The organism is Pseudomonas sp. FEN (assembly GCF_904067045.1).
In the GTDB taxonomy this organism is placed as follows: Bacteria; Pseudomonadota; Gammaproteobacteria; order Pseudomonadales; family Pseudomonadaceae; genus Aquipseudomonas.
The window spans coordinates 34545-61467 of sequence record NZ_CAJFDC010000013.1 but is presented as its reverse complement, the minus strand read 5'-3'; the positions used below and the strand labels follow the sequence as shown (position 1 = coordinate 61467).

Annotated in this window: 29 protein-coding genes and 1 pseudogene; 13 read left to right on the top strand and 17 right to left on the bottom strand. The window is 62.3% G+C overall.

Annotation, left to right across the window (positions count from 1 at the left end):
- Nucleotides 1–111 precede the first annotated feature (111 nt).
- The 8 genes and pseudogenes from PFEN_RS14675 to PFEN_RS14640 all read right to left on the bottom strand — a co-directional run bounded on the left by PFEN_RS14675 (nucleotide 112) and on the right by PFEN_RS14640 (nucleotide 8087).
- Nucleotides 112–2752 (bottom strand): annotated as a pseudogene (locus PFEN_RS14675) (MGH1-like glycoside hydrolase domain-containing protein).
- 125 nt (nucleotides 2753–2877) lie between these two features.
- A complete protein-coding gene (gene modC, locus PFEN_RS14670) occupies nucleotides 2878–3966 on the bottom strand; it encodes a molybdenum ABC transporter ATP-binding protein (RefSeq protein ID WP_191487546.1) in 1089 nt (362 codons plus the stop codon).
- Between the two features lie 3 nt (nucleotides 3967–3969).
- Nucleotides 3970–4650, bottom strand: coding sequence for a molybdate ABC transporter permease subunit (modB, locus tag PFEN_RS14665; RefSeq protein ID WP_191487545.1), 681 nt, complete (start codon nucleotides 4648–4650; stop codon nucleotides 3970–3972).
- On the bottom strand, nucleotides 4651–5418 hold the full coding sequence (gene modA, locus PFEN_RS14660; protein ID WP_191487544.1) for a molybdate ABC transporter substrate-binding protein: 768 nt from the start codon (nucleotides 5416–5418) through the stop codon (nucleotides 4651–4653). It lies immediately after the preceding gene.
- Between the two features lie 252 nt (nucleotides 5419–5670).
- A complete protein-coding gene (locus PFEN_RS14655; protein WP_191487543.1) occupies nucleotides 5671–6735 on the bottom strand; it encodes an NAD(P)H-dependent flavin oxidoreductase in 1065 nt (354 codons plus the stop codon).
- A gap of 147 nt (nucleotides 6736–6882) precedes the next feature.
- Nucleotides 6883–7539: a DNA oxidative demethylase AlkB gene (gene alkB / locus PFEN_RS14650; RefSeq protein WP_191487542.1), complete on the bottom strand. Its 657-nt coding sequence runs from the start codon at nucleotides 7537–7539 to the stop codon at nucleotides 6883–6885.
- Between the two features lie 23 nt (nucleotides 7540–7562).
- Nucleotides 7563–7742, bottom strand: coding sequence for a hypothetical protein (locus PFEN_RS14645; protein ID WP_191487541.1), 180 nt, complete (start codon nucleotides 7740–7742; stop codon nucleotides 7563–7565).
- A 39-nt stretch (nucleotides 7743–7781) separates the two neighbouring features.
- Entirely contained in the window at nucleotides 7782–8087 is a 306-nt protein-coding gene (locus tag PFEN_RS14640; protein ID WP_100943791.1) for a DUF1883 domain-containing protein, read from the bottom strand.
- A gap of 210 nt (nucleotides 8088–8297) precedes the next feature.
- Between PFEN_RS14640 and PFEN_RS14635 the strand changes: the two genes are divergently transcribed.
- On the top strand, nucleotides 8298–8654 hold the full coding sequence (locus PFEN_RS14635) for a hypothetical protein (RefSeq protein WP_191487540.1): 357 nt from the start codon (nucleotides 8298–8300) through the stop codon (nucleotides 8652–8654).
- A gap of 17 nt (nucleotides 8655–8671) precedes the next feature.
- Here PFEN_RS14635 and PFEN_RS14630 read toward each other — a convergent pair whose 3' ends face one another.
- The gene (locus PFEN_RS14630) at nucleotides 8672–8953 is read right to left on the bottom strand and encodes a hypothetical protein (protein WP_191487539.1); all 282 of its coding nucleotides are present in this window, start codon (nucleotides 8951–8953) and stop codon (nucleotides 8672–8674) included.
- Nucleotides 8954–8961: 8 nt separating this feature from the next.
- Nucleotides 8962–9150 carry a hypothetical protein gene (locus PFEN_RS14625; protein WP_191487538.1) on the bottom strand — a complete coding sequence of 63 codons (189 nt, stop codon included), beginning with the start codon at nucleotides 9148–9150 and terminating at the stop codon, nucleotides 8962–8964.
- Between the two features lie 273 nt (nucleotides 9151–9423).
- Between PFEN_RS14625 and galU the strand changes: the two genes are divergently transcribed.
- The 6 genes from galU to PFEN_RS14595 all read left to right on the top strand — a co-directional run bounded on the left by galU (nucleotide 9424) and on the right by PFEN_RS14595 (nucleotide 14747).
- Nucleotides 9424–10263: a UTP--glucose-1-phosphate uridylyltransferase GalU gene (gene galU / locus PFEN_RS14620; RefSeq protein ID WP_100943795.1), complete on the top strand. Its 840-nt coding sequence runs from the start codon at nucleotides 9424–9426 to the stop codon at nucleotides 10261–10263.
- A gap of 353 nt (nucleotides 10264–10616) precedes the next feature.
- Entirely contained in the window at nucleotides 10617–11975 is a 1359-nt protein-coding gene (gene gorA, locus PFEN_RS14615) for a glutathione-disulfide reductase (protein ID WP_191487537.1), read from the top strand.
- Nucleotides 11976–11978: 3 nt separating this feature from the next.
- Nucleotides 11979–12746 carry an AraC family transcriptional regulator gene (locus PFEN_RS14610; protein ID WP_191487536.1) on the top strand — a complete coding sequence of 256 codons (768 nt, stop codon included), beginning with the start codon at nucleotides 11979–11981 and terminating at the stop codon, nucleotides 12744–12746.
- A 152-nt stretch (nucleotides 12747–12898) separates the two neighbouring features.
- Nucleotides 12899–13072, top strand: a complete 174-nt coding sequence (locus PFEN_RS14605; RefSeq protein WP_084615061.1) for a DUF1427 family protein — start codon at nucleotides 12899–12901, stop codon at nucleotides 13070–13072.
- A 36-nt stretch (nucleotides 13073–13108) separates the two neighbouring features.
- Nucleotides 13109–14068 (top strand): quinone oxidoreductase family protein, encoded by a 960-nt coding sequence (locus PFEN_RS14600; protein ID WP_191487535.1) that lies wholly within the window; start codon nucleotides 13109–13111, stop codon nucleotides 14066–14068.
- A 220-nt stretch (nucleotides 14069–14288) separates the two neighbouring features.
- Nucleotides 14289–14747: a DUF2214 family protein gene (locus tag PFEN_RS14595; RefSeq protein WP_191487534.1), complete on the top strand. Its 459-nt coding sequence runs from the start codon at nucleotides 14289–14291 to the stop codon at nucleotides 14745–14747.
- Between the two features lie 66 nt (nucleotides 14748–14813).
- Here the strand turns inward: PFEN_RS14595 and PFEN_RS14590 are convergent, their stop codons facing one another.
- Nucleotides 14814–15359 carry a DUF4946 domain-containing protein gene (locus PFEN_RS14590; RefSeq protein WP_191487533.1) on the bottom strand — a complete coding sequence of 182 codons (546 nt, stop codon included), beginning with the start codon at nucleotides 15357–15359 and terminating at the stop codon, nucleotides 14814–14816.
- A 228-nt stretch (nucleotides 15360–15587) separates the two neighbouring features.
- Between PFEN_RS14590 and PFEN_RS14585 the strand changes: the two genes are divergently transcribed.
- Nucleotides 15588–16865, top strand: coding sequence for a serine/threonine transporter (locus tag PFEN_RS14585; protein ID WP_191487532.1), 1278 nt, complete (start codon nucleotides 15588–15590; stop codon nucleotides 16863–16865).
- A gap of 67 nt (nucleotides 16866–16932) precedes the next feature.
- Here PFEN_RS14585 and PFEN_RS14580 read toward each other — a convergent pair whose 3' ends face one another.
- The gene (locus PFEN_RS14580; protein WP_191487531.1) at nucleotides 16933–17310 is read right to left on the bottom strand and encodes a cupin domain-containing protein; all 378 of its coding nucleotides are present in this window, start codon (nucleotides 17308–17310) and stop codon (nucleotides 16933–16935) included.
- A 201-nt stretch (nucleotides 17311–17511) separates the two neighbouring features.
- Here PFEN_RS14580 and selD point away from each other — a divergent pair, with 201 nt between their 5' ends.
- Together selD and mnmH are read left to right on the top strand one after the other, a co-directional pair.
- A complete protein-coding gene (gene selD / locus PFEN_RS14575) occupies nucleotides 17512–18546 on the top strand; it encodes a selenide, water dikinase SelD (protein ID WP_191487530.1) in 1035 nt (344 codons plus the stop codon).
- Nucleotides 18546–19646, top strand: coding sequence for a tRNA 2-selenouridine(34) synthase MnmH (gene mnmH / locus PFEN_RS14570; RefSeq protein WP_191487529.1), 1101 nt, complete (start codon nucleotides 18546–18548; stop codon nucleotides 19644–19646). The genes selD and mnmH overlap by 1 nt, the downstream gene beginning before the upstream one ends.
- A 155-nt stretch (nucleotides 19647–19801) precedes the next feature.
- On the opposite strand, the gene PFEN_RS14565 is transcribed toward mnmH, so the two are convergent.
- Together PFEN_RS14565 and PFEN_RS14560 are read right to left on the bottom strand one after the other, a co-directional pair.
- Entirely contained in the window at nucleotides 19802–20857 is a 1056-nt protein-coding gene (locus tag PFEN_RS14565) for a permease (protein WP_191487528.1), read from the bottom strand.
- 234 nt (nucleotides 20858–21091) lie between these two features.
- Nucleotides 21092–21529, bottom strand: coding sequence for an Lrp/AsnC family transcriptional regulator (locus tag PFEN_RS14560; protein ID WP_191487527.1), 438 nt, complete (start codon nucleotides 21527–21529; stop codon nucleotides 21092–21094).
- A 145-nt stretch (nucleotides 21530–21674) separates the two neighbouring features.
- Between PFEN_RS14560 and PFEN_RS14555 the strand changes: the two genes are divergently transcribed.
- Nucleotides 21675–22568, top strand: a complete 894-nt coding sequence (locus PFEN_RS14555; RefSeq protein WP_191487526.1) for a DMT family transporter — start codon at nucleotides 21675–21677, stop codon at nucleotides 22566–22568.
- Between the two features lie 154 nt (nucleotides 22569–22722).
- Here PFEN_RS14555 and PFEN_RS14550 read toward each other — a convergent pair whose 3' ends face one another.
- Nucleotides 22723–23511, bottom strand: a complete 789-nt coding sequence (locus PFEN_RS14550; protein ID WP_191487525.1) for an SDR family NAD(P)-dependent oxidoreductase — start codon at nucleotides 23509–23511, stop codon at nucleotides 22723–22725.
- Nucleotides 23512–23613: 102 nt separating this feature from the next.
- Here PFEN_RS14550 and PFEN_RS14545 point away from each other — a divergent pair, with 102 nt between their 5' ends.
- Complete coding sequence (locus PFEN_RS14545; protein ID WP_191487524.1) at nucleotides 23614–24183, top strand: TetR/AcrR family transcriptional regulator; 570 nt, start codon at nucleotides 23614–23616, stop codon at nucleotides 24181–24183.
- A 9-nt stretch (nucleotides 24184–24192) separates the two neighbouring features.
- Here PFEN_RS14545 and ada read toward each other — a convergent pair whose 3' ends face one another.
- Nucleotides 24193–25257, bottom strand: coding sequence for a bifunctional DNA-binding transcriptional regulator/O6-methylguanine-DNA methyltransferase Ada (gene ada / locus PFEN_RS14540; protein ID WP_191487523.1), 1065 nt, complete (start codon nucleotides 25255–25257; stop codon nucleotides 24193–24195).
- A 105-nt stretch (nucleotides 25258–25362) separates the two neighbouring features.
- On the bottom strand, nucleotides 25363–26064 hold the full coding sequence (locus PFEN_RS14535) for a 2OG-Fe(II) oxygenase (RefSeq protein ID WP_191487522.1): 702 nt from the start codon (nucleotides 26062–26064) through the stop codon (nucleotides 25363–25365).
- 196 nt (nucleotides 26065–26260) lie between these two features.
- Between PFEN_RS14535 and PFEN_RS14530 the strand changes: the two genes are divergently transcribed.
- The gene (locus PFEN_RS14530; RefSeq protein WP_191487521.1) at nucleotides 26261–26860 is read left to right on the top strand and encodes a flavin reductase family protein; all 600 of its coding nucleotides are present in this window, start codon (nucleotides 26261–26263) and stop codon (nucleotides 26858–26860) included.
- Nucleotides 26861–26923 lie beyond the last annotated feature (63 nt).

Sequence of the window (26923 nt, the reverse complement as noted above, 5' to 3'; positions counted from 1 at the left end):
CGAGTATTGAGTTCTGAAGTTGTTTTTTCAATAAGGGACCTATGTATCAGGGGCGACTAACATATTGATGGGGCCGTTCAACCAGGCTTATGTTTTCCGCCGGGCAACAGATCATTTTCGCGGTTGCAGCAACAAGGCCACCAGCGCGCTCCAGCCGGTCTGGTGGGAGGCGCCCAGGCCGCGTCCGGTGTCGCCGTGGAAATACTCATGAAACAGGATCAGGTCGCGACTTGCCGGATCGGCCTGCAATTGCGTGTAGGCCGCCATGGTCGGTCGTCGTCCGTCCTCGTCCAGCAAGAATAGGGACGTCAGGCGCTGGCTCAGGCCGTCGGCCACCTGATCCAGCGATGACAGATAACCGGAGCCGCTGGGGTATTCCACGGAAAAGTGATCGTCATAGTAACGGTGGAACTCGCGCAGTGATTCGATCAGCAGGTAGTTGATCGGCATCCACAACGGCCCGCGCCAGTTGGAGTTACCACCGTACAGGCGTGAGTCGGACTCCGCCGGTTGATAGCGGGCGCTCAGGGTCTTGCCGTCGAGCTGCATTGCCAACGGTTGTTCGGCAAAGGCCCGGGACAGCGAACGGATACCGAAGTCCGAGAGAAACTCGGCTTCGTCGAGCATGCGCTTGAGCAGATTTTTGGTCCGTTCACCGCGCAACAGCGCCAACAGCAGGCGGTTGCCGTCGCCGGGTTCATTCCAGCGCGAGACCAGTGCCGCCAGGTCCGGGCGGTGGTGCATGAACCCCAGCAGGCGCTCGCGCAGGCCGGGCAAGCCCTCGTGCTCACGCTGTTCCAGCACCAGCACGGCGAACAGCGGCAACAGCCCGACGATGGAGCGCAGGCGCACCGGTTCGCTGCGGCCGTCCGGGTGTTGTAGGACGTCATAGAAAAATTCGTCCTGTTTGTCCCACAGGCCTTCGGCGCTGTCGTCGACCCGATTGATTGCTCCGGCGATGTAGAGAAAGTGCTCGAAGAATTTCACCGCGATATCGACATACACCGAATTACGCTTGGCCAGTTCCAGGGCGATGCGCATCATGTCCAGGGCATAGGCGGCTACCCAGGCGGTGCCGTCGGCCTGGTCGAGGGTATAGCCGGGAGGCAGGTCCTCGGAACGGTTGAACAGGGTAATATTGTCCAGCCCGAGGAAGCCGCCCTGGAACAGATTGCGGCCCTCGGCGTCCTTGCGATTGACCCACCAGGAGAAATTCAGCAGCAGCTTGTGGAAAATCCGTTCAAGGAAATCCAGGTCGCCTGTGCCGACCAGTGCTTTTTCCTGTTGGTAGACCCGCCACGACGCCCAGGCATGTACCGGTGGGTTGGCGTCGTCGAAGCGCCACTCGTAGGCGGGTAACTGGCCGTTGGGATGCATGAAGCGGTCCTTGACCAGGAGCAGCAACTGGTGCTTGGCAAAGCCTGGATCGATCAGGGCGAACGCCACCGCCTGGAAGCCCAGGTCCCAGGAGGCGTACCAGGGGTACTCCCAGGTGTCCGGCATGGCGACGATGTCGAAGTTCGACAGGTGCCGCCAGTGGCTGTTGCGAATATGCTGGCGTTCGGTCGGTGGCTGCGGTTGGCCCGGGTCACCGTCGAGCCACTGGTTGACGTCGAAGTAATAGAGTTGCTTGGACCACAGTAGGCCGGCCAGGGCCTGGCGTTGGACATTGCGGGCGTCGGCGTCGTCGAGGCCGCGTTGCAGGGTGGCGTAGAACTCATCGGCTTCCTGGCGTCGCTTTGCGAACAGCCGGCGGGCGTTGATTTTTTCGGCCTCCGGTGGCGCGAAGCGCAGGTAGACCGTGCGAGTTTCACCCCCTTGCAGTTCCAGGGAAAAATGCGCCGCCACCCGCCACCCGCGTCCCGGCATCCCGGCGAATGCTCTGGGCGCCGCTGACCAGGTAGTCGTTGATGCCATCCTTGAACGGGCCATCGGCCTGTGAGTCGTTCAGGCGCCGGGTGTTGGTTTCGTTTTCGCAGAACAGCCATTCGAAACCGCCATCGCCCCAGGCGCTGGCGTGCATGGGGTCGCAGCCGGCATGCTCGGCGGCAACCTTGTCTCCTAGCAAGGTCAGGCTCGGTCGTCGTGCGTGGGGACTCCAGCTCCAATCGTTGCGAGCCCAGAGATGGGGCAGTACGCGCAGGCGCGCCGCCTGGTGAAAACGGTTCTGCACGCTGACCCGCATGACAATGTCGTTCGGGGCCTGCTTGGCGTACTCGACGGTGACATCAAAATAGCGGTTGTCCTCGAACACCCCGGTATCGAGGATCTCGTACTCGGCATCGTCCAGGCTGCGGCGGGCGTTTTCGCTGACCAGGTCGTTGTAGGGAAAGGCCGCCTGCGGGTATTTGTAGAGCATGCGCATATACGCGTGGCTGGGCACGCCGTCGAGGTAGAAGTACAGCTCCTTGACGTCTTCGCCATGATTGCCTTCGGCGTTGTTCAGGCCAAACAGGCGTTCCTTGAGAATCGGATCACGCTCGTTCCAGAGGGCCAGCCCGAGGCACCAGTGCTGGGACTTGTCGGAAAACCCCGCGAGGCCATCCTCGCCCCAGCGATAGGCGCGACTGCGGGCGTGATCGTGGGGGAAGTAAGCCCAGGCATCGCCGTCGGCGCTGTAGTCCTCGCGTACCGTGCCCCATTGCCGCTCGCTCAGGTACGGTCCCCATTCGCGCCATCCGGCGGCGTCCTCACCTGCCAGGCGCTGACCTTCAAGGGTGTCGAGAAGCATCGCTGCGGGTTTGGCCGTCATCGGGTCTTCCGTTGTTCGGAGAGTGAACCGCAGTGTAGAACGCATCGGCCGCGTTGCGGGCATGGAGTGGCGCTTATTCAGCGTGGATTCGCCCGAGAGCGCTGGCGAGGGCCGGGCGCTTGCCTTCAGGCCAGCACCGCCACCGCCTTGATCTGCGCCCAGAGCGTCTGCCCCGGTGCCAGCTTGAGCTGGTCGCGGGAGTAGCGGGTGATCCGTGCCAGCAAGGGCGTGCCCGCGGCCTCCAGTCGGACCAGCACATGGGCGCTGTTGTCGGCGGGGGTTTCCCCACTGATGGTCACGGGCAACAAATTGAGGATGCTGCTTTGCTCACCCGGTTGCCGGCTGAGGCTGACATCCCGGGCCTGGATCTTGATACGCAGGCGCTTGCCCGGTGCCAGCGCGGAGTGAGCCACGCGCATGCTCAGTAGACTGTTGGGCAATTGCAGGGTCAGTAACTGATACTGGGAATCGTAGGAACTGACCGTGCCCTCTATCACCACGCCGGCATCGTCGCCCAGGGCCATGGGCAGGTCCAGGCGCGCCAGGGTTTCGCCAATGGGGCCGCTGGCCAGGGCCTTGCCGGCGCTGAGCAGGACGATATGGTCGGCCAGGCGCGCCACTTCGTCCTGGGCGTGACTGACATAGAGCAACGGGATCTCCAGTTCGTCATGCAGGCGTTCCAGATACGGCAGGATCTCGTTCTTGCGCTGGCTGTCGAGCGCCGCCAGCGGTTCGTCCATCAACAGCAGCCGCGGGCTGGTGAGCAGCGCCCGGGCAATGCCGATGCGCTGGCGCTCGCCACCGGACAGGTGCTCGGGGCGGCGTTCGAGCAAATGACCGATACCCAGCAGGTCGGTGGCGTGGGCCATGTCCACCCGGCGCTGATCTCGAGGGATGCGACGCAGGCCGAATTCCAGGTTGGCGCGTACCGACAGGTGCGCGAACAGGCTGGCTTCCTGGAACACATAACCCAGGGCGCGCTTGTGCGGGGCGACGAACAGTTTGCGGCTGCTGTCCTGCCAGACCTGGTCGTTGATCCGGATCAGCGCCTCGGGGGCTTTTTCCAGGCCGGCGATGCAGCGCAGGCAGGTGGTCTTGCCCGAGCCCGAGTGCCCGTACAGGGCGCTGATGCCACGGCCGGGCAGTTGCAGGTCGAGGTCCAGGGCAAAGTCCGGATAGCTTAACTGCAGGCGGACCTGTATCGAAGAAGCCATGGCTCAACTCCAGCCCATTTTGGTCTTGCGGCTCGAGTACAGGGCCAGCAACACGAGAAAGGAAAACACCAGCATCGCGCCGGCCAGCCAATGGGCCTGGAGGTATTCCATGGCCTCGACATGGTCGTAGATCTGCACCGAGACCACCCGGGTCTTTTCCGGAATGTTGCCGCCGATCATCAGCACCACGCCGAATTCGCCGACGGTGTGGGCAAAGCCGAGGATGGCGGCGGTGATAAAGCCCGGTCTGGCCAGGGGCAGGACCACGCTGAAGAAGGTGTCCCAGGGATTGGCGCGCAAGGTCGCGGCCACCTCCAGCGGGCGCGTGCCGATGGCCCCGAAGGCGTTTTGCAACGGCTGCACCACAAAGGGCATCGAGTAGATGACCGAGCCAATCACCAATCCGGTGAAGCTGAAGGTGAGGGTGCCCAGCCCGATGGACTGGGTAAACTGGCCGATAAAACCATGCGGGCCGAAGGCGACCAGCAGGTAGAAACCGATCACCGTCGGCGGCAGCACCAGCGGCAGCGCCACCACCGCGCCGACCGGGCCGCGCAGCCACGAGCGGGTGCGGGCCAGCCAGAGGGCTATCGGAGTGCCGATCAGCAGCAGGATGACAGTGACCAGGGACGCCAGTTTCAGGGTCAGCCAGATGGCGGCGAGGTCGGCACTCGAGAGCGGCATTTAGAGCTGGTAACCGTAGGACTTGATGATGGCGGCGGCTTTCGGACCCTTGAGGTAGTCCACCAGGGCCTTGGCGGCGATGTTGTCCTTGCCTTTGTTGAGGATCACCGCGTCCTGTCTGATCGAGTCATGCAGGTTGGCCGGGACGATCCACGCCGAACCGCTGGTGACCTTGCCATCCTTGTAGATCTGCGACAAGGCGACAAAACCCAGCTCGGCATTGCCGGTGGAGATGAACTGGTAGGCCTGGGTGATGTTCTGGCCGGTCACCAACTTGTCCTTGACCTTGTCGTGCAGGCCCAGCTTGTCCAGTACCTGGGTGGCGGCCAGGCCATAGGGCGCGGCTTTCGGGTCGGCGATGGACAGGTGTTGGTACTGGTTGTCCTTGAGCACCTGGCCCTTGGCATCGACATAACCGTCCTTGGCCGACCACAGGGCCAGGGTCCCGACCGCATAGGTGAAGCGTGAACCGGCGACGATATCGCCTTCTTTTTCCAGCTTGGCCGGGGTGCTGTCATCGGCGGCGAGGAACACCTCGAACGGTGCGCCGTTCTTGATCTGGGTGTAGAACTGGCCGGTGGCGCCATAGGCTGCGACCAGCTTGTGGCCGGTATCTTTCTCGAAGTCGGCGGCAATGGCCTGGATCGGAGCGCTGAAGTTGGCCGCGACGGCCACCTGGACTTCAGCGGCCTGGGCCGTGCTGAAAGCAAGCACGCCGAGCAGGGTGGCCAGGCAAGTCGGGGCAAAGCGTGAGGCACGAATGATCATGAAGCGGCTCCGTTCAAGCGTGAGGGACAGGCAACGGCGCCGCGTGTTGTTGGAGAGGGCGGTGCCGGGAGAGGATGAATTCGCTATATAGATAAATATATAGCGAATTGATGGCGCTGGCGAGAGCGCCCGCCGTGTTGTAACGACGCATCTCCCTGTCGGCCCCAGCTTGCCGTGGGCGGCGTTCCGATGATCGCGGCCGCTCAGGCGATGCGGGCCTCATCGCCGGCAAGCTGGCTTCCAAGCCGCTGATCAGTGTCTTTGCAATATCGCCAGGGCCTGTTCCGCCAACTGCCGGGTCAATGCCTCGGCCGGCAACTCCACGCCCAACCGTAACGCCTGGCCCGACCACAGGTTGCTGAAATCCGCTTCGCCCTTGGCCCGCAGTGGCAGCAGCGCGCCGCCGGCCAGGGGAAACGCCGGGGCCATGTCACTGATCGGCCCCAGTTCGCGCATCACCCGGTTCATGATCCCCCGCGCCGGCCGGCCGGTGAACAGGTTGGTCAGGGCCGTCTGGCTTTCCTTCGCGCTGCGCAGTGCCTGGTGATGGGACGCCGAGACCTTGGCTTCCGGAGTGAACAGATAGGCCGTCCCCAGTTGCACCGCCGCGGCCCCGAGCATGAAGGCCGCCGCGATACCGCGTCCGTCGCCGATACCGCCGGCGGCGATCACCGGAACATCCACCGCATCGGCAATCTGTGGCACCAGGGCGATGGTGCCGACCTGGGTATTGAGGTCGGTGCTCAGGAAGATGCCGCGATGGCCGCCGGCTTCATTGCCCATGGCGATGATTGCGTGGCAGCCGCGCTCTTCCAGCCAGCGCGCTTCATCGACGGTGGTGGCGCAACCGACGATCGTCGCGCCGGTGGCTTTCACCCGGTTGAGCAGGGCCTCGGGCGGTAGGCCGAAGTGGAAGCTGACGATCTCCGGTTGTAGTTCTTCCACCAGTTGGCAGCTGGTTTCATCGAAAGGCGCACGGCTGGAAACCGGTGTCGGCGCATTGAAATCCACGCCCAGCTCGCGGTAGTAGGGTGCCAGGCGTTCTTTCCAGCGTTTTTCCCGCTCCGGGTCCGCTGCTGGCGGTTGATGGCAGAAGAAGTTGACGTTCAGCGGCGCCTGGGTCGCGCTGCGAAACGCCTGCACGTCCTGGCGAATCTGCTCCGGGGTCAGCATCGCGCAGGGCAGGGCCGCGAGGCCGCCGGCCCGGGCCACGCCAATCATCATGGCGGACGTGGTCGCACCCGCCATCGGGGCCTGGATGATCGGTAGTTCAATGCCGAACAGGTCAAGAATACGGGTGTCGGGCCAGGTGCTCATGACAACTTTTCTCCGGGGCAGATAAAAGGATAACGACGAGAACAGGGCTGGTTTGTATCAGGAATCAGGTCTGTAAGGCCAGTCGCCGTCTTATGCGCCCGGCTATGAAACGCCGTTGGTGCTGGCGGGGCATTGATTGAATCGGCGCTAGCCGGCGGTGCGCAAGGTGAAGTTGAGGCGCTCGGCCCCCAATCGCGGATGATGGCCGTCCTTGATCGGCAGCACGCCATGAAAGCGCAGCCGGTCGACGCCGCCCCATACCACGATATCGCCGTGAAACAGTGGGATGCGTTGCGTCTTGTCGCCGCGCTCATGGCCGCCAAACAGAAAGATCGCCGGCAGGCCCAGTGATACCGAAACCACGGGAGCGCTGAAATCGCGCTCGTTGCGGTCCTGGTGCAGGGACATCTTCGCTCCCGGCACATAGCGATTGATCAGGCAGGCATCCGCGGCGAAGTGGGCAAAGCCGGCGACCCGGGCGGCATCCTCCGCCAGTTGCCGGAACACTTCGGGCATTTCTGGCCAGGGCCGACCGCTCTGCGGGTCGACCCGGGTGTAGCGGTAGCCGTCGCGGTCGCTGGTCCAGCCCAGCGCGCCGCAACTGCTCAGGCCGGCGGACATGGTGAAGCCGCCAGGCGTGACCATCTGCCGAAATGGCGCCTGTGCCAGCACCTTGGCCAGGGCGGGCAGCAGGCGTTCCACCCAGGGCAGGGCGAAACCACGCAGCACGCAGGATTGTGCGCCGATGGACTCGAAGCGCTCGGGTTGCTGCAGGTCGGCGTCGGCAAACAGGTCTAGGGTCATGGCAAACCGTGTGCGGTGCGCGCTTACAGTGCCTTGCTGGCTTTCACGTCGCTGATGACATCGCCACTTTCGCCGTGAATGGCTTTCAGCGCGGCCAGGGCTTGCTCGTCGCTGCCGTTTTCCAGCTGGGCGAATTCGAAGCGACGCTCACCGTTGAGCTTGTATTTGATGACGTACTTGGTGGTGGGGGTGGTGGTGTTCACGGCGATTCCAGTAACGGGAAGAGGGGCGGCTGGCGCGATTCAACGCAGTTTCGAGCTGGAGCGACGGATGATCCGAATCGAGTGGGTCAGATTCGGTTTGCGGGTGACGCTGATGGCGCGTTTGGTCACCACGGTATCAATGGTAATGTTCCAGAAACCGGTGCTGGGGATGGTGATTTTTGCCGGAAACGTATCAAATGCGCCGCCGTGGTAGGTGTGACGACCGCCATTCTTGAAGCTGCGAAAGTTGGCGTCGTTCATCAGGCGGATGTTGCACGTCTGGGAGCATTCGATCACGACAATGTCGTCTTCGTTCAGGTGCTCGCGCTGGTGGATGAATTTCAAGGGCGTCTCCAGAAGGCTTTTTCTACAAAATCAAAAAGATAGCATGTGGTGCAGGGTGTTTTCAGGGGACTGTCGGATTTATTCGACCGACAGAGCTTCCAGTCTGACGGATTGCGTAGCCTTGTCGCCATAAAAGTTGGATTAAATCGCCGGTGCGATGGAGAAAAATCGTCCGGATGCTGTCTTATCGTCTTTATCGGAGATTTGCTTATGAAGTGGGGTGTGTGGGCATTGGTTGCCTTGGCCATGAGTGGCTGTGCGAGCGTATCGGATATCGAGCAGTCACCGCCGACGATGAGCGTGATCTCCGGCAAGAAGCCAATGGTCTATGCCCAGTGTTTCGATACCCGGCTGACCAAGGACCGCGGCCCTTCATTGATCGAGCCCTATCAGAAGGATGGGGTCAAGGTTATCGTGCGTGACCGGTTTTCCACCAGTCCATCGGCGGTACTGTTTATCGAAGAGCGCTCCAGCGGCAGTAGCATCAAGGTTTTCGAGAGCATGTCGAATTTCCCCTTGCGCAACAAAGCCGTGCTCAATGCCGCCGAGCACTGTATTTCAGGTTGAACCGCCTGGCATCGGGCTTATTTGCACACCACGGTGACCGTGCGGCTTTTGAAATTGCCCACGTCGACGCCGAGGGTCTTGTCGCTTTCCTTGGGCGAGGGCGTGCCATTGGTGCCGACGATGGTGTAGCCGGTACCGGCACAGGAGTCGTCGGCCTTCTCGTAGCACTTGGCCCAGGACATCGCCTCACCTGAACAGTCGATGGCCAGGCCCTGCTGGCCGTTGTTTATGTAGGTTTTCGACGCCGTGGCGCAGCCACCCAGGGCCAGCAACACAATCAATGCCAGAAGCTTGTTCATGCCCGTATTCAATCCTTGTTGCCACGGCGCCGTGCGGCGGGGGCGGGGGTATCTTCGAACACCGAGGCCACTTCAATGGCCAGTGCTTCGCTCGGGAATGGGCCAGCGACCGATTCGCCATCGCTACCGGTCAGCCACCATTGGCCGTCTTTTGCTTGATTGATCAGGTAACCGTTCACGTTCTTTGCTGCCGACATCGATCTGTCTCATGGGCTGATGAAAGGTGTTGATGATAGCTCAGATCAAGGCACAAACCCTCAATAGCCGCTAGAGTTGATGCCCTGAGTGAAAATGTGTTTGGCTGGGAGGGTGAGTACCGGATGTCGCAATATTTGCAAGATTCCCGGAACTATCCGCCGTCAGGTTTCTCTATGTTGGCGTCAGTCTGCTATCAGTGGGGCATTGTAAGGTGACCGCTGCCTGATTAGACTGCGCCGAAACTCGTACACACCGCCCTTTCAAGGACTTATATGATCAAGAAATGCTTGTTCCCAGCAGCCGGTTACGGTACTCGCTTCCTCCCAGCGACTAAAGCCATGCCCAAAGAAATGCTGCCGGTGGTGAACAAGCCACTGATCCAGTACGGCGTCGAGGAAGCGCTGGACGCCGGGTTGACCGAGATCTCCATCGTGACCGGTCGCGGCAAGCGCGCGCTGGAAGACCACTTCGACATCAGCTACGAGTTGGAAAACCAGATCAAAGGCACCGACAAGGAGAAGTACCTGGTCGGTATCCGCAAGCTGCTGGACGAATGCTCGTTCTCCTACACCCGTCAGACCGAAATGAAAGGCCTGGGTCACGCGATCCTGACCGGCCGTCCATTGATCGGTGACGAACCCTTCGCCGTGGTTCTGGCGGATGACCTGTGCGTCAACCTCGAAGGCGACGGCGTCCTGACCCAGATGGTCAAGCTGTACAAACAGTATCGCTGCACCATTGTCGCGATCCAGGAAGTCGATCCGCAGGAAACCAACAAGTACGGGGTGATTGCCGGCGATCTGATCGGTGACGACCTGTACCGCGTACGCAACATGGTTGAGAAGCCGAAGCCGGAAGACGCGCCGTCGAACCTGGCGATCATCGGTCGTTACATCCTGACCCCGGACATCTTCGCCCTGATCGAGCAGACCGAGCCGGGCAAGGGTGGCGAGATCCAGATCACCGACGCCCTGATGAAACAGGCCCAGGACGGTTGTGTGATTGCCTACAAGTTCAAAGGCAAGCGTTTCGACTGCGGTGGCGCCGAAGGCTACATCGAAGCGACCAACTTCTGCTTTGAACACTTCTACAAGACTGGCAAGGCTTACTGATCAGGCCGGGTTTTGTAGCGAGTGTTTCGTAGAAAAAAAGCCACCTGACCGGTGGCTTTTTTGTGGGCGTCGACTCCTGGAGACTGTAGGCGCGAGCTTGCTCGCGAAAGATAGCCGCCACACCGCTACCCTTCAGGCGGGCGTCGACTCCAGGCGGGCTGTAGGCGCGAGCTTGCTCGCGAAAGGTAGTCGCCACACCGCTACCCTTCAGGTGCCCCGCGTTGGCACTGGCCTTTTTTCGCGAGCAAGCTCGCTCCTACAGTTTTATATTGCATCTGAATTCCCCCGAGCGTTCCAGGCGCTGACCCGAAAGGCTACAGCGGGTATGCTGTGCGCCTGCCGAGGAGATTGAAATGGCCTACGATTTTGACCTGTTTGTGATTGGCGCCGGCTCCGGCGGTGTGCGTGCGGCGCGGTTTGCCGCGGGGTTTGGCGCCAAGGTGGCGGTAGTCGAGAGCCGCTACCTGGGCGGCACCTGCGTCAACGTCGGCTGTGTGCCGAAAAAGCTGCTGGTCTATGGCGCGCATTTCGCCGAGGACTTCGAACAGGCCCAGGGTTTCGGCTGGTCGCTGGGCGAAGCGGACTTCGACTGGGCGACCCTGATCGCCAACAAGGACCGCGAAATCCAGCGTCTGAACGGGATCTATCGCAGCTTGTTGGTCAACAGCGGCGTGACCCTGCTCGAAGGTCACGGCAAGCTGGTGGATCCGCATCAGGTTGAAGTCAATGGTCAACGCTACAGCGCCAAACATATCCTGATCGCCACGGGAGGCTGGCCGCAGATTCCAGATATTCCCGGCAGCGAACACGCCATCAGCTCCAATGAAGCGTTTTTCCTCAAGGCATTGCCCAAACGCATCCTGGTGGTCGGCGGCGGGTATATCGCCGTCGAATTCGCCGGGATCTTCCATGGCCTGGGCGCCGATACCCAATTGCTGTATCGCGGTGAGCTGTTCCTGCGCGGTTTCGACGGTTCGGTTCGCCGTCACCTGCAGGAAGAGCTGACCAAGCGCGGCCTGGTCCTGAACTTCAACGCCGATATCGAGCGGATCGACAAGCAGGCCGATGGCAGCCTCAAGGCCACCCTCAAGGACGGTCGCGAGCTGGAGGCCGATTGCATCTTCTACGCCACTGGTCGGCGGCCGATGCTGGACAATCTGGGCCTGGAAAACACTGCGGTGCAACTGGACAAGCATGGCTTTATCCAGGTTGACGAGCTGTATCAGACCAGCGAGCCGTCGATTCTCGCCCTCGGCGATGTCATTGGGCGTGTGCAACTGACCCCGGTAGCCCTGGCCGAAGGCATGGCGGTGGCCCGGCGGCTGTTCAAGCCCGAGCAGTATCGTCCGGTGGACTACGCGATGATTCCGACGGCGGTGTTCAGCCTGCCGAATATCGGTACCGTGGGCTTGAGCGAAGAACAGGCGCGGGAGCAGGGCCATGAAGTGCAGATCTTCGAAAGTCGCTTCCGACCGATGAAGCTGACCCTGACCGAGTGCCAGGAACGGACCCTGATGAAGCTGGTGGTGGATGCCAAGACCGACAAGGTGCTGGGTTGCCACATGGTCGGACCGGAGGCCGGGGAAATCGTCCAGGGGCTGGCCATTGCCCTGAAGGCCGGCGCCACCAAGCAGCATTTCGACGAAACCATTGGTGTGCACCCGACGGCGGCCGAAGAGTTCGTCACCATGCGCACCCCTGTCGCCGGCTGAACCATGGCCCTGGCCGCGCCACCGGACCTGAGCGACACCGACCGGCCCATACAACCCCTGGCCCGGACCTACCCGCGGGGCTTGTTCATCGAGCCCCACGCGCATGTCTGGGGGCAGTTGCTGTATGCGCTGTCGGGCGTGATGTGGGTCGAGACTCCCCACGAAGCCCTGGCGGTGCCACCGCAGCGCGCGGTATGGCTGCCGCCCGGCGTTCGCCATGGGATCCGGGTGGTGTCGGACCTGCAGATGCGCAATATCTATCTGCGTCCGGCGCTGGCCGATACCCTGGAAAGCACGGTCCAGGTGATCGAGGTCGGCGGGCTGTTGCGTGAGCTGATCGTGCACCTGGTGGAGTTGGCCGAGGGGCCTCAGGGCGACTACTACGAAGCATTGGTCAACCTGGCGCTGCTGGAGCTCAAGCGGGCACGGCGGGCGTTCCTGAAGATTCCCATGCCGTCGGCCAGTGACCGTCGACTGATGAACCTCTGCCGGGCGGTCATGAGCGCGCCGTCGCTGGATATTTCCTTTGAGCAGCACGCGCAATCGGCCGGGGCCAGCGTGCGGACCCTGGCACGCCTGTTCCAGAGCGAGTTGGGCATGGGCTTTGCCGAATGGCGGCGTCAGGTGCAATTGGCCACCGCCGTGGCGGAACTGATCCAGGGCGTGCCGGTGAATCGTATCGCCCGGGCCCTGGGCTATTCGCCCAGCAGCTTCAGCGACATGTTCCGCCGCACCCTGGGGATTGCGCCATCGCACTACCCGGCGGGCTAGTGCCCGTCGTCCTCAACGATAACGCGTAAGGTCTGATGCTCACGCTCCTACAGGGGGGGGCGAGTTGGCCGAAATTCAGAAGCCTTTGACCGATGCCCCCGTTTTATCGGCCATAGACTCTGGGTATTCCCTCACCGAGCCCGGAGTTCATCATGAGCTACCTTATCTCCCTCGCCATCGGCATCGCTGTCGGCCTGCTTTACGGCGGGCTCGACTTCCGTTCCCCGGCACCGCCCGCCGTGGCCCTGGTCGGCCTTCTGGGCATGCAATTGGGCGAAAAAGCCTGGCCCCTGGGTAAACAACTGGTCGCCGGCTGGCTGTCCTGAATCCCCCTGTTTCTCCTCTGACTGGATGCGTACTTTATGAAAGCCCTGCAATTTTCGAAAACCGGTGACCTCTCGGCCCTGCAACTGGTCGACGTTCCCACGCCCGTGCCGGCTGCCGGCGAAGTCCTGGTGCAGATCAAGGCGGCCGGCCTGAACCCCAGCGATGTGAAAAACGTGCTCGGCCGTTTCGCCTATACCACGCTGCCACGGATTCCCGGTCGCGACTTCGCCGGTGTGGTTATCGAAGGGCCACAATCGCTGCTTGGCCGGGAAGTCTGGGGGACCGGCAAGGAGTTGGGGTTTACCGGTGACGGTTCCCATGCCCAGTACCTGACCTTGCCCGCCAGCGGCGTGGCGATCAAACCAACGCACTTGAGCTTCGCCCAGGCCGCCAGCCTCGGTGTGCCGTTCACCACCGCCTGGGATGCCCTGGAACGCAGCCTGGTGAAGGACGGCACGCGCTTGCTGGTGATCGGTGCCAATGGCGCCGTCGGCAGCGCCGCGCTGGCCCTGGCGAAGATTCGCGGGGCGCGGGTACTGGGTGCGGTGCGACGCGCGGAGCAGGTCAAGACGTTGCGGGACAAGGGCTTTGATGCCATTCAACTGGACAAGCCGGAAGACCTGGCGGCGTCGGTCTATGGTGTATTCCCGGGTGGCGCCGATGTGATCTTCGACACCACCGGCTTCTGGCTGCCAGCGGCGGTGACGGCCCTGGCGCCTTTCGGGCGGATCGCGATCATCGCCGCACCGGTGGACGGCCATGTGCAGTTGCCAGCCCTGGCCTTGTATCGCAAGGGTGGTTCGGTGGTCGGGATCAACTCGTTGCTCTACGGCACCGAGGCCTGTGCACGGATGCTCGATCAGTTTGGGCGTTTCTTTGACGAGGGCTTGCTGGAATTGCCGACGGGGCTGCTGGAGTCGCCGCTGGCCGAGGGCCTGGCGCGTTATGCCGAGGTCAACCAGGGCGGTAGCGACAAGGTGATCCTGCTGCCTTGAAACCCTGAGTGGTACCTGAGTCTTGTGGCGAGCGGGCTTGCCCGCGCTCGACTGCGCAGCAGTCGTAAAACCTGTGACTGCGTTCCACCTGACACAGTGAAGTCGCTGATTTCAGGGCCGCTTCGCGCCCCAGCGCGGGCAAGCCCGCTCGCCACAAAGGAGCTGCGCAAATATCGGTGGCTTGAGCTACAACTGTCTGCTTACTCAAGGAGACGATCCGATGCTTGCTCACTGGTCCCTGGCAGCCCTGCACCTTCTGGCTTTCGGTATCGCCCTGGCGGCGGTCTTTGGGCGTGGCGGGGCGTTGCGCCGCCTTGCCGGCACCAGCCCGGTGGAGCTACGGCAGGTGTTTATCTGGGACAACCTCTGGGGTATCAGCGCCGGCGTCCTGCTGATAACCGGTGGCCTGCGGGCTTTCGGCGGTTTCGAGAAAGGCACGGATTACTACCTGCACCAGCCACTGTTCCATCTCAAGTTGAGCCTGTTCGTGATTGTCCTGTTGCTGGAACTGGCACCGATGATCAGTCTGATCAAATGGCGTATCGCGGCGAAGAAGGGCACGCCAGTCGATATCGGCCGGGCCCGGCTATTTGCCCGGATCAGCCATATCGAAGCACTGTTGATCATGTTGATCGTGATTGCCGCCAGCGGCATGGCCCGGGGATTCCTGGCCGGGTAACCCCCGAGGTTCGGCGTGACTGGTCGACCAGCATCGCCAGCAAGCTGGCTCCTACAGGAGGCGGTATCAGGGCTGTAGGCGCAGGCTCGCCCTGATCCCGTTGACCACCGGCTCGACACTCTTGTAACCGTCCGCCGAACCGGCATACAGCAAGGAATAGGCTTTGCCCTCTCGAGCAGCGGCCACCAGGGTCTGGGTCATTACATGACCGCCGTTCTGGGTGATGGTGCAGGTGGTTTCCACCGCGGGCATGCCGCCCAGCGTGCTGTCGTGTATGCGGTTGCAGACACTCATGAAGCCGCGCTCGACAAAGTTCTTCTGCACCGCCTTGCGCATTTCCAGCAACACTCCGGGAAGGTTGACCTCGTGGCCGGGATTGAGCGCCGACTCGGTCAGTTCCATGACCATCAGCGGGTCGCCGTTGGCATCGTTCTTCACCGCGCGCTGGCGCAGGCCGCTGATCACTTCGCCCGCCGCGCTTTGGGCCGGTGGCAGGGTCTGTACCTCCCAGTCGCCGGGCCAGGTGACGATCAGGTCGTCAGCCAGGGCCAACGGGCCGCCCAGCAGCAGGAGAAGGGTGGTGAAGCAGGCACGACATTGTACAAAGGTCATGGGAGGGCACTGATCGAGAGGCTGGAGTTGATTGTTACAGTGTATCAATACTCTGCGTGCGATGACTGATAAAACTACCCGCGCCCTCGACCGTTACTCAGCTAACCCTTTGCTTCTCCTGCTTAATCCCGGACAATCGCGCCCCTCTTATGGCCGGGGCGCTGCCAGTGACCTGTTTTTTTCCGCTCCGGCCGCGTGGTAATGACCGGCTAACGGAGATTCGACCGGATGAATGACCAGGCCAACAGCGTCGACGAACGCTATGAATCGGCACCCGCTGCGCTGAGCAGCTGGAGCCGCCAAGACACCACCTGGATGCTGGGCCTGTTCGGCACGGCCATCGGCGCGGGCACCTTGTTCCTGCCGATCAACGCGGGACTGGGCGGCTTCTGGCCGTTGCTGATCCTGGCGGTGCTGGCGTTTCCCATGACGTTCTACGCCCACCGAGGCCTGACCCGCTTCGTGCTCTCCGGGCGTGCTGGCGCGGACATCACCGAGGTGGTGGAAGAACACTTCGGGATCAAGGCCGGGGCGCTGATCACCTTGCTGTATTTCTTTGCGATCTTCCCGATCCTGCTGATCTATAGCGTGGCGCTGACCAATACCGTCGGCAGTTTCCTCGAACACCAGTTGCATCTCGTGCCGCCGCCCCGGGTGCTGCTGTCGCTGATGCTGATCCTCGGCCTGCTGGTGGTGGTCCGTTGTGGCGAGCAGGTGATCGTCAAGGCCATGAGCCTGATGGTCTATCCGTTTATCGTCGCCTTGCTGTTCCTGGCGGTGTACCTGGTCCCGCACTGGAACGGCGGCATTCTCGCCACGGCCGGCAGCCCACCCGAGTCCTCGGCGTTGCTGCATACCTTGTGGCTGGCGATTCCGGTGATGGTGTTCTCTTTCAACCATTCGCCGATCATCTCGGCCTTCGCGGTTGACCAGAAGCGTCGTCATGGCGTCCACGCCGAGGAGCGCAGTTCGCAGATCCTGTCGCGGGCCCATCTGTTGATGGTGGTGATGGTGCTGTTCTTCGTCTTCAGTTGCGTACTGACCCTGTCGCCGGCGCAATTGGCCGAAGCCAAGGCGCAGAACCTGTCGATCCTGTCGTACCTGGCCAACCACTTCAGCAATCCGACCATCGCTTTCGCGGCGCCGCTGATTGCCTTCGTGGCCATTTCCAAGTCGTTCCTGGGGCACTACATCGGTGCCAGCGAAGGCCTCAAGGGCCTGATCGCCAAGAGCGGTCGCAAGCCGGGGGCCAAGGCCTTGGATCGCATGACGGCGGCGTTCATGCTGCTGGTGTGCTGGCTGGTGGCAACCTTGAACCCGAGCATTCTCGGCATGATCGAAACCCTCGGCGGGCCGATCATCGCGGCGTTGCTGTTCCTGATGCCGATGTACGCGATCCGTCGGGTGCCAGCGATGCGCCGGTACTCGGGACAGATGTCCAACGTGTTCGTGACGCTGGTGGGTTTGGTGGCGATTTCGGCATTGATCTATTCGTTGTCGGCGTGACCTGAAACGCGGTTTTGCAGGGAGGCCCCCTTCGCGGCACCGCCGCGAAGGGGGTCTGTCAGGCTGCTCAAACCCAGACGTCGTTACTGGCCGTCAAATCCCCGCTTTCTTCCCCGGTATTGATCACCCCGCGCGGCTCGATCAACAGCAGCTTGACCTCCCGCTCGGCAAACGGCTTGTGTTCGACACCCTTGGGCACCACCAGCATTTCACCGGCGGCCAGATACACTTGGCGGTCGCGAAAGTCGATGCGCAATACACCTTCAAGGATGATGAACGTCTCATCGGTATCGACGTGGGAGTGCCAGATGAAATCGCCTTCGAACTTCACTATCTTGAACTGATAATCGTTCATTTCAGCAATGACCCGGGGTTTCCAGCGGTCATCGAACAGGGCGAGTTTCTGTGCGAAGTTGATGGGTGAGAGGTTGTGCGGAGTATTCATGGGCCAGATCTCTGCGGGGATAACTCAAGACCCAGCGTAGCCGCGTTTCGGCGTCGCGCGCGTGGACGATTGTGCAAAGCCTGCATGTTCAGCCAGTGTCCCGGTTGCCGGTGTGCGTCGATCCACGAGCCATTCTGATCCGGGCTCCGCGTCGGTGGGTCTGTTAAACTCGGAAGAATTTGAACGGACTGAGGTTTACCAATGAGCGGACCGATTCGTCTGACCCAGTACAGCCACGGCGCCGGCTGCGGCTGCAAGATTTCGCCACAGGTGCTGGAAGTGATCCTGGCCGGCAGTGGCGCGCAGAATCTCGACCCGAAACTCTGGGTTGGCAATGCCTCGCGTGACGATGCCGCGGTGTATGCCATCGATGCGGAGCGCGGTGTGGTTTCCACCACCGACTTTTTCATGCCGATCGTCGACGATCCCTTCGACTTCGGCCGGATTGCCGCGACCAACGCCATCAGTGACATCTACGCGATGGGGGGCGACCCGCTGATGGCTATCGCGATTCTCGGCTGGCCGGTGAACCTGCTGGCCCCGGAAATCGCCCGGGAAGTGATTCGCGGCGGTCGCGCGGTATGCGATGAGGCGGGTATCCCGTTGGCCGGTGGCCACTCCATTGACGCGCCCGAGCCGATTTTCGGCCTGGCGGTGACCGGCCTGGTGGAAAAGCGCCATATGAAGCGCAACGACACCGCGACCGCCGGCTGCACGCTGTACCTGACCAAACCCCTGGGTATCGGCGTACTGACCACCGCGGAAAAGAAAGGCAAGTTACGCAGCGAAGACGTCGGCGTGGCCCGGGATTGGATGTGTACCCTGAACAAGCCCGGTAGCCGCTTCGGCAAGCTGGCGGGTGTCACCGCGATGACCGATGTCACCGGTTTCGGCCTGCTTGGCCACCTGGTGGAGATGGCCGATGGCAGTGGCCTGACCGCGCGTATCGTCTATGAGCAGGTGCCGCGCCTGCCGACGGTCGAGTATTACCTGGACCAGGGCTGTGTGCCCGGCGGCACCCTGCGCAATTACGACAGTTACGCCAGCAAGGTTGGCCCCTTGCGCGAGCTGCACAAGCGCGTACTGTGCGACCCGCAGACCAGTGGCGGACTGCTGGTGGCAGTCACCGCCGAAGGCCAGGCCGAGTTCCTTGCCGTGGCCGCCGAACTGGGTCTGAAGCTTGAGCCCATCGGCCAACTGGTGGAACGACAGAGCCACGCGGTAGAGGTGTATTGATGTCCTTTGATATCACCGACTACCGCAGTCTGTTTCTCAATGACACACCGATGATGGATACCCGGGCGCCCGTCGAGTTCGACAAGGGTTCATTTCCCGGGGTGATCAACCTGCCGCTGATGACCGACCTCGAACGGCAACGGGTGGGTACTTGCTACAAACAGCACGGTCAGCAGGCCGCTATTGTCCTTGGGCACCAGTTGGTCTGTGGCGAGGTCAAGGCGGCCCGGCTCCAGGCCTGGGCCGATTTCACCCGCGCCCATCCCGACGGCGTGCTGTATTGCTTTCGGGGCGGGTTGCGCTCGCAGATCGTCCAGCAGTGGCTCAAGGACGAAGCCGGGATCGACTACCCGCGGGTCGGGGGTGGCTACAAGGCGATGCGCGGCTTTCTGCTGCAGACCGTCGAACAGGCCGTGGTGCAGGCGGATTTCGTGCTGCTGGGGGGCATGACCGGCACCGGCAAGACCGATGTGATCATCCAACTGGAAAACAGCCTGGACCTGGAAGGGCACGCCAACCATCGCGGTTCCAGCTTCGGCAAGCGCGCCACCGGCCAGCCATCGAATATCGACTTTGAAAACCGCCTGGCCGTGGACCTGTTGAAGAAACAGGCGCGGGGCTTCGAGTCCTTCGTGTTGGAAGATGAGAGCCGCATGGTCGGGCGTTGCGCCTTGCCGTTGGCGCTGTACCAGGGGATGCAGCGGTTTCCCGTGGTCTGGCTCGAGGACAGCCTGGAGAGTCGGGTCGAGCGGATCTTGCGCGACTATGTGATCGAACTCTGCGCGGAGTTCGTCGCCGTGCATGCCGAACAGGGTTTCCAGCTGTTTGCCGAGCGCCTGCTGGGTAGCCTGGACAACATTCACAAGCGCCTGGGCGGCGAGCGGCACCAGCGGATGACGGCCCTGATGCGGGAGGCGCTGGAGGTGCAGGAGCGCAGTGGCGCGGTGGATCTGCACCGAGGCTGGATTGAAGGCTTGCTGAGCGAATATTACGACCCGATGTATGCCTTCCAGCGTGAAAGCAAAGGTGAGCGGATCGAGTTTGCCGGGGAGCGGGCGGCGGTGCTGGAGTATCTCAAGAGCCGCCGGCAGCGCGGCTGAACGCCTGTTCCATGGCACGCCCGCGAATGCCTGGAAGCACGGAGTCTGTAGGAGCCAGCTTGCTGGCGATGGTCGTCAACGATAACGCGGGGTATCAGCGTGATCGAGGTGTGCCGACGTTCATCGCCAGCAAGCTGGCTCCTACAGGGCCGCGTTCACAGGACCAGCATGGCCACCAGGCCGCTGACCACACCCACCAACATCGTCAGCACGGCCACGGTCACCAGTACCTTGGCGTCGAATTCCTTGCGCAGCATCAACAGCGACGGCAGGCTGACGCTCGGCAGGGTCATCAGCAGCGCCACCGCCGGCGCGGTGCCCAGGCCCAGGGTCATCATGGTCTGTACGATGGGAATCTCGGCCGCCGTCGGAATCACGAACAAGGTGCCGATAATCGCCAGTGGCACCAGCCACAGCAGGCTGTTGCCCATGGCCCCGTCAATGTGGGGAAACAGCCAGACCCGCGCCGCGCCCAGCACCAGCACCGCGAGGATGTAGATCGGGATAGTGGTCCAGAACAGTTGCCAGAGGGTCTTGCCCCAGCGCGCCATGAAGCTGCGCTGGTCCGGGTTGCTGGCATCGGCCACGGCTTCCACGGCCGCTTCCGGCAAGGTTTCCGGGCGGGAGACCCGTTGTGCGACCAGCGAAACCCCCAGTACCAACACCAGGCCCGCCACCAGACGGATCGCGGTGAAGCCCCAGCCCAGGACGAAGCCCATGAACACCAGGGTCGCCGGGTTGAGCACCGGGTTGGCGATCCAGAACGCCAGCGCCGCGCCCACCGAGACATTCTGTCGGCGCATCCCGGCCGCCACCGGTGCCGCGCAGCACGAGCACATCATGCCCGGCAGGGCGAACAAGCCGCCGCGCAGGGTTGAGCCGAAGCCGGCGCGTCCGAACAGGCGCAGCAGCCAGTCGCGGGGAATCAGCACTTGCAGCAGCGAGCCGAGAATCACCGCCAGCACCGCGGCTTTCCAGATCGCCAGGAAGTACACCTGGGCATAGGCCAGCGCGGCGGCGAGCGGTGAGGCCGGATTGTCGTTGATGATCGAGGCGCCGATGCTGTGGCTGTCGGCGGCGACGAAGGCCTTGGCGTAGTAGGGCGACCATTTGACGTAGTACAGACCGATGGCGGCCACCGCGAGAAACAGCAGTGGTTTCCACCAGAGTGACCAGCCCCGGGCGGGGGCGACTTGGGTGAGAGTGGGCATGGGGAGGGTATCCGGTGGATGAAAGGTGATGGGTGAATGATAACCCAGCCGCGAGTCTTCGCCAGCCACTGGGCCCCACGTGTGTTGCAGGTTTCAGCCTATCGGCGCGTGGGCGATTTCTTATAGCCGGTCGACCCCGTGGCGTCGCCGGTTCAAGCTCGCATGGCGACCTGACAGGGGAGTGTTTTCCGGCACTTGAGTGTTCTTTTCCGTGGCGGCGCCGAGCGGATGGTTTCACGTCATCGGCGGCAAGCGGCGCTTGATCGGCGTCTTCTTGACGATGGCGGTGTTGGTTTCGGCATGGTGGTTGAGCCGGTCCAGCAGTGTATCGAGTTGCTCCATGTCGCGCACATGCAGGCGGGCGATAAAACAGTCGTCGCCGGTGACCTTGTCGCACTCGGTGAACTGGGGAATCGCCTGGATCTGGCGCTCTACTTCCTGCAACTGGCCGGGCAGGGGGCGAATGCGCACGATGGCTTGCAACAGGTAGCCGAAGGATTTGGGTTCCACATCGACGGTGTAAGCCTTGATCACGCCACGCTCTTCCAGCCGGCGCAAACGCTCCGCGACGCTGGGCGAGGAGAGGCCGCTGACCTGCGCCAGAGCCTTGAGCGAACGCCGCGAGTCATTCATCAGGGCGCCGATCAACAGGTGGTCGATTTCGTCAGTCATGGCTGCCTCGTTAGGTAGATTATGAAAATCACCTTGATAAGAAAGGTAAAAGCAAATTATAGCCTATTTCATGTGCTGGAGTGATGGGGCGGGGACTTGGCATACTTTTGCCATCTGCCAAGGGCCTACTCACAGGAATTGATTCATGAACACATCACTGCATCGCGGTTCGCTGGAAATGATTGCGGCCATGTTGATTTCGGGGACCATCGGCTGGTTTGTACTGGTGTCCGGCCAGCCGGTGCTGGACGTAGTGTTCTGGCGCTGCCTGTTCGGCGCGCTGACGCTGTTGCTGATCTGCGCGGTGATGGGTTTCCTGCGTCCGGGCCTCCTGACCCGCGCCACTTTCCTGCTGGCGGTGCTCAGCGGCGTGGCCATCGTCGGTAACTGGGTATTGCTGTTCGCCTCTTACTCGCGGGCCTCGATTGCCATCGGCACGGCGGTCTACAACGTCCAGCCTTTCATGTTGGTGGGCCTGGCGGCGCTGTTTCTCGGCGAGAAAATCACCGCGTGGAAGTTGTTCTGGCTGGGGCTGGCCTTTGTCGGGATGCTGGCGATTGTCAGTGCCCATGGGCAGTCGGGAGAAAGCGCTGGCGAGTATCTGCTGGGGGTCGGCCTGGCGTTGGGGGCGGCGCTGCTGTATGCCATCGCCGCGCTGATCATCAAGCGCCTGACCGGCACGCCACCGCACCTGATTGCCCTGATCCAGGTCTGCACCGGGGTGCTGCTGTTGGCGCCCTGGGCACATATCTCGGCGTTTCCCCAACAGCCGAGTGCCTGGGGCAGCCTGCTGACCCTGGGGATGGTGCATACCGGCGTGATGTATGTGCTGTTGTACGGCGCCATCCAGAAATTGCCGACGGCCATGACCGGAGCGCTGTCGTTTATCTACCCGATTGCGGCGATCTTCGTCGACTGGTTCGCCTTCGGTCATCAGTTGGTGCTGGTGCAGTGGGTCGGGGTGATTGCCATCCTGCTGGCGGCGGCGGGGATGCAACAGGGATGGACGCTTGGGTTCAAGCGCGTACTCGTGCGCTGACGGTGCCGGCGATGACGTCCGCAAGTTCGCTGCAAGACTCGCTGGCCTCATCGCGATCTGCAGGAGCAGGGCTTGGTCCGGGCGACGTTCCGACGAAGCTTTTGGCGAGCTTGAAGGACTCTTCGCTGGTAAGCCCAGGCTCCTGGCTCTGGCTTCAGACTGCGTTGCGATAACGCGCCGCCGGCAGGACCTGCATATAGTTCGGCAGCATCGCCAGGCGCGCGGCTTCCAGCGCCTGCCACTGGCCCTCGTCGGGCAGCGGTGGAATGGTCACGGTTTCACGACGATCGAAACCCACCAGCGCGGCGTCCACCAGGTCCTCGACCTCCATGACCGCCGGCAGGTCCTCGACCCGCTTGCCCGAACGCTCCCAGATCTCGGTGCGGGTGGCGGATGGCAAGACTGCCTGCACATACAAACCCTTGGCACCAAGTTCGATATTCAGGCCCTGGCTGAGAAACAGTACGAAGGCCTTGGTCGCCCCATAGACCGTCATCTGGATTTCCGGCGCCAGGCCCACCACCGACGCGACATTGATGATCGAGCCGCCGCCGGCCTGGATCAGGCGTGGGGTAATGGCACTGGTCAGGCGGGCCAGCGCGGTGATGTTGAGGTTGATGACCTGGCTGACCTGATCGGGCGTCTGTTCCAGGAAAGTCCCGACTCCGCTCATCCCGGCGTTATTGACCAGAATACCGATGCTCGCATCGTCGCGAACCCGTGACTCGATACGTGCCAGGTCGCCAGCATCGGTCAGGTCGGCCTGGACCACATCCACCGAAACCCCGGTTTCCCGGCGCAGCCGTTCAGCCAGCGTGTCCATGCGGGTCTTATCCCGAGCCACCAGCACCAGATCGTGACCGCGCTTGGCAAAACGGTCGGCGTAAATGGCACCGATACCGCTGGAAGCGCCAGTGATCAGAACGGCGGATTTGGTTGTCATGACGGTAATCCTCGGCAGGTTGATTTATTCATGACGACTGTCATGTTTATAAAATATGATGGCTGTCATGTATACTGTCAAGCCTATTAGCGGAGGTTTTGAATGAAGGTCAGTCGCGAGCAGGTAGCGGAGAACCGGCGCAATATCCTCGAAGCCGCCGGTCGACTGTTTCGGGCCAAGGGCTATGAGGCGGTCACCGTGTCGGAGGTGATGAAGGCCGCTGGGTTGACCCATGGCGGTTTCTACGGCTATTTCGCCTCGAAGGACGATCTGGTGGCCCAGTCCCTGGCCCACGTGTTTTCGACGTCAGCGCCGCTGGGGGACGACTTGGCGGGTTATGTCACGCAGTATCTGAGTGCCGCGCACCTGGCGGACTGTGCCGGTGGCTGTCCGATGGCCGGGCTGGCCTCGGAAACCAGCCGCCAGGCCCCCGAGGCGCGGGCGCGGATGACCACGAGCATTCGACTGCAGATCGAGCGATTGAGCCAGGACATGCCCGCTGCCACGGCCGAGGAAAAGCGCCGCGCCGCCACCGGCAGCTGGGCCGCGATGGTCGGCGCCCTGGTGTTGGCGCGAGTTTGCGATGACCCGCAGTTGGCCGATCAGCTACTCAGTGACACGCGCGAGTGGCTGTTGGCGCGGGAGGTGGCGTCTGTACCGCCGGCAGGATAACCGGCTGGTCTATTGCGCTTCCCGATCCAGCAACTGTCGCTTGCGCTCGACGCCCCAGCGATAGCCTGAGAGGTTGCCATCGCTGCGCACTACCCGATGGCAGGGAATCGCCACGGCCAGGCTGTTGGCGCCACAGGCCTGGGCCACGGCGCGGAAGGATTTCGGCGCGCCGATCATTTGCGCAATCTCGGCATAGCTCGCCGTGCTGCCCGGCGGAATGTTGCGCAGTGCCTGCCAGACCCGTTCCTGGAAGGCCGTGCCGCGCAGGTCCAGTGGCAGATCCAGGCCAATGGCGGGCGCTTCGATAAAGCCCACCACCTTGGCGATCAGTTGCTCGAAGGCTGAGTCGCCGCCAATGAAATGGGCCTGTGGGAACTTGTCCTGCAGATCCTTGACCAGCGCCTCCGGGTCGTCACCGAGCAGGATTGCGCAGACCCCCCGATCACTCTGTGCCACCAGAATCGCGCCCAACGAGCACTGGCCGATGGCAAAGTGAATATCGCTGTTGGTGCCCCCGGCACGATAGTCGCTGGGTTTCATGCCCAGCACGGCATCGGATGATTCGTAGAAGCGGCTGCTGGCATTGAAGCCGGCCTCGTACAACGCCTCGGTGACCGAGCCGCCCCGTGCCAGTTGCGCCCGCAGTTTACCGGCGCGGTGGGCCGTGGCGTAGGCCTTGGGAGTAAGGCCGGTGAGTGCCTTGAACACCCGATGGAAGTGAAAGGGGCTCAAGCCCAGCTGTTCGGCCAGGGGATTGAGCGAGGGCAAGCTGTCCGACGTTTCAATGAGCTGGCAGGCCCGGGTCACCAGGGCCACGTGTTGCTCATTGATGGCGCTCTGGTCGGCTGCCACGTGCCGGCTTGGCCGGTAGCCGGCGGCTTCGGCCTGCTCGGGGCTGTCGAAGAACTCGACATTTTCCGGCCGGGGGCGCCGCGCGCCGCTGCTGGGGCGGCAATACACGCCCGTGGTCCTGACACCGTAGACGAATTGCCCATCGGCGCTGGTGTCACGCGCCAGTACCGCTTGCCAGCGTGGATCGCTTTCCACCGGGTTTGCCTGGGTCGAGGTTTTCATGCTGTTCTCCTGTCGGAAGATTCAGTTCTCGCTCAGCGTATCGGGGCGGCGAGACGGGAAAACTCCGAGTCTTGCGGTTGAATTCTACTGTTTGTGAGCGGGATGTCAGCTGGCGTCATGGAAGATGATGCCCAAGGTATGGCGCTGTCCCGCATTCACCCGGCTGACGCCGTGGCGCATGTTCACGCGATAGAACCCGCGCGAGCCGTGCGCCGGACGTTGGGATACGGCAAGGATCACCGCGTCGCCCTGTTTCAGCGGAACCACCTGGGGACGGCTCTGCATGCGCGGTCGTTGTTCGGTAAGGACGAACTCGCCGCCGCTGAAGTCCTCTCCCGGGCGCGACAGCAGAATGGCGACTTGCAGCGGGAACACCTGTTCGCCGTACAGGTCCTGATGCAGGCAGTTGTAGTCGCCGGCTGTGTACTGCAACAGCAATGGCGTGGGGCGTTGCTGGCCGGCGTCATGGCAGCGCTGGAGCAGGGCCTGGTGTGTCGCGGGGAAGGAACCGGCGATTTGCAGGCACTCGTTCCAGTCATTGGCAATCGCTGCCAGGGGCGGATAGAGCTCGGTGCGAAGCTGCTGGAGCAGCGTTGGCAGCGGGTAGGCGAAGTATTGGTATTCGCCTTGGCCGAAACCATGGCGGGCCATGATGACCCGGGCGCGGAACGGTTCCTTGCGTGGGTACAGGGCGGTCAGTTCCAGGCATTCTTCAGGGGTGAGCAGGTGAGGCAACAAGGCATTGCCTTGCTGATCCAGGTCGCGGCGGATCGCCGGCCAATCCAGTGAGTGTATTCGGTCGCGCATGAGACTGCCTTGAGGCGTATTCGGGCTTCCAGTCTAGAAAGGCCGCCGGGGGAAACACTCCGACTCTTGCGGTTGAATTACCCAGGCACAAATTTTGAAGCCGACGATGCTGTTTCTTTGGCCGCGGAGGGGCTGTGTTTCCCTTGCGGGCTCACCTAGGATGTTGCCCCTATGCCTTTGTCAGGAAACATCGTTTATGTCCGCCGATCACCGTCTCGCCGTGCCGTTGTCCAAAGCCTATCGCCTGCTCAATCACGGTCCCACGGTACTGGTCAGCGCCGCCCATGACGGCCAGCGCAATATCATGGCGGCGGCCTGGGCCATGCCGTTGGATTTCGATCCGCCGAAGGTCGCGGTGGTGATCGACAAGTCCACCTGGACACGGCGTCTGCTGGAGGCCTCGGGTACCTTCGTGCTCAACGTGCCTTGCGTGGCGCAGGCCGATGTCGTGCAAACCGTCGGTACTACTTCCGGTCTGGCGCTGGTCCAGAGTCATGGTCGAGACAAGTTCGATGCCTACGGCCTGGAAACCTTCCAGGGTGAGAAGATCGAGGCACCGCTGCTGGAGGGCTGCGTCGCCTGGCTGGAGTGTCGCTTGCTGCCGGAGCCGCATAATCATGAACAGTACGACCTGTTTTTGGCCGAAGTTATTTCAGCCCAGGCCGATTCGCGGGTGTTCAGCGAGGGGCGCTGGCATTTTGAGGGGCACGATGAACTGCGTACCTTGCATCACGTCGCCGGCGGACATTTCCTGAAAATCGGCGATGCGGTGGACGGCGAAATCCTGCGTCCTTGACTCAGCGATTCGCCAGCAATTGTTCGATTTGTCATTTGTTTTATGGGGGTATATTCCCTTCAT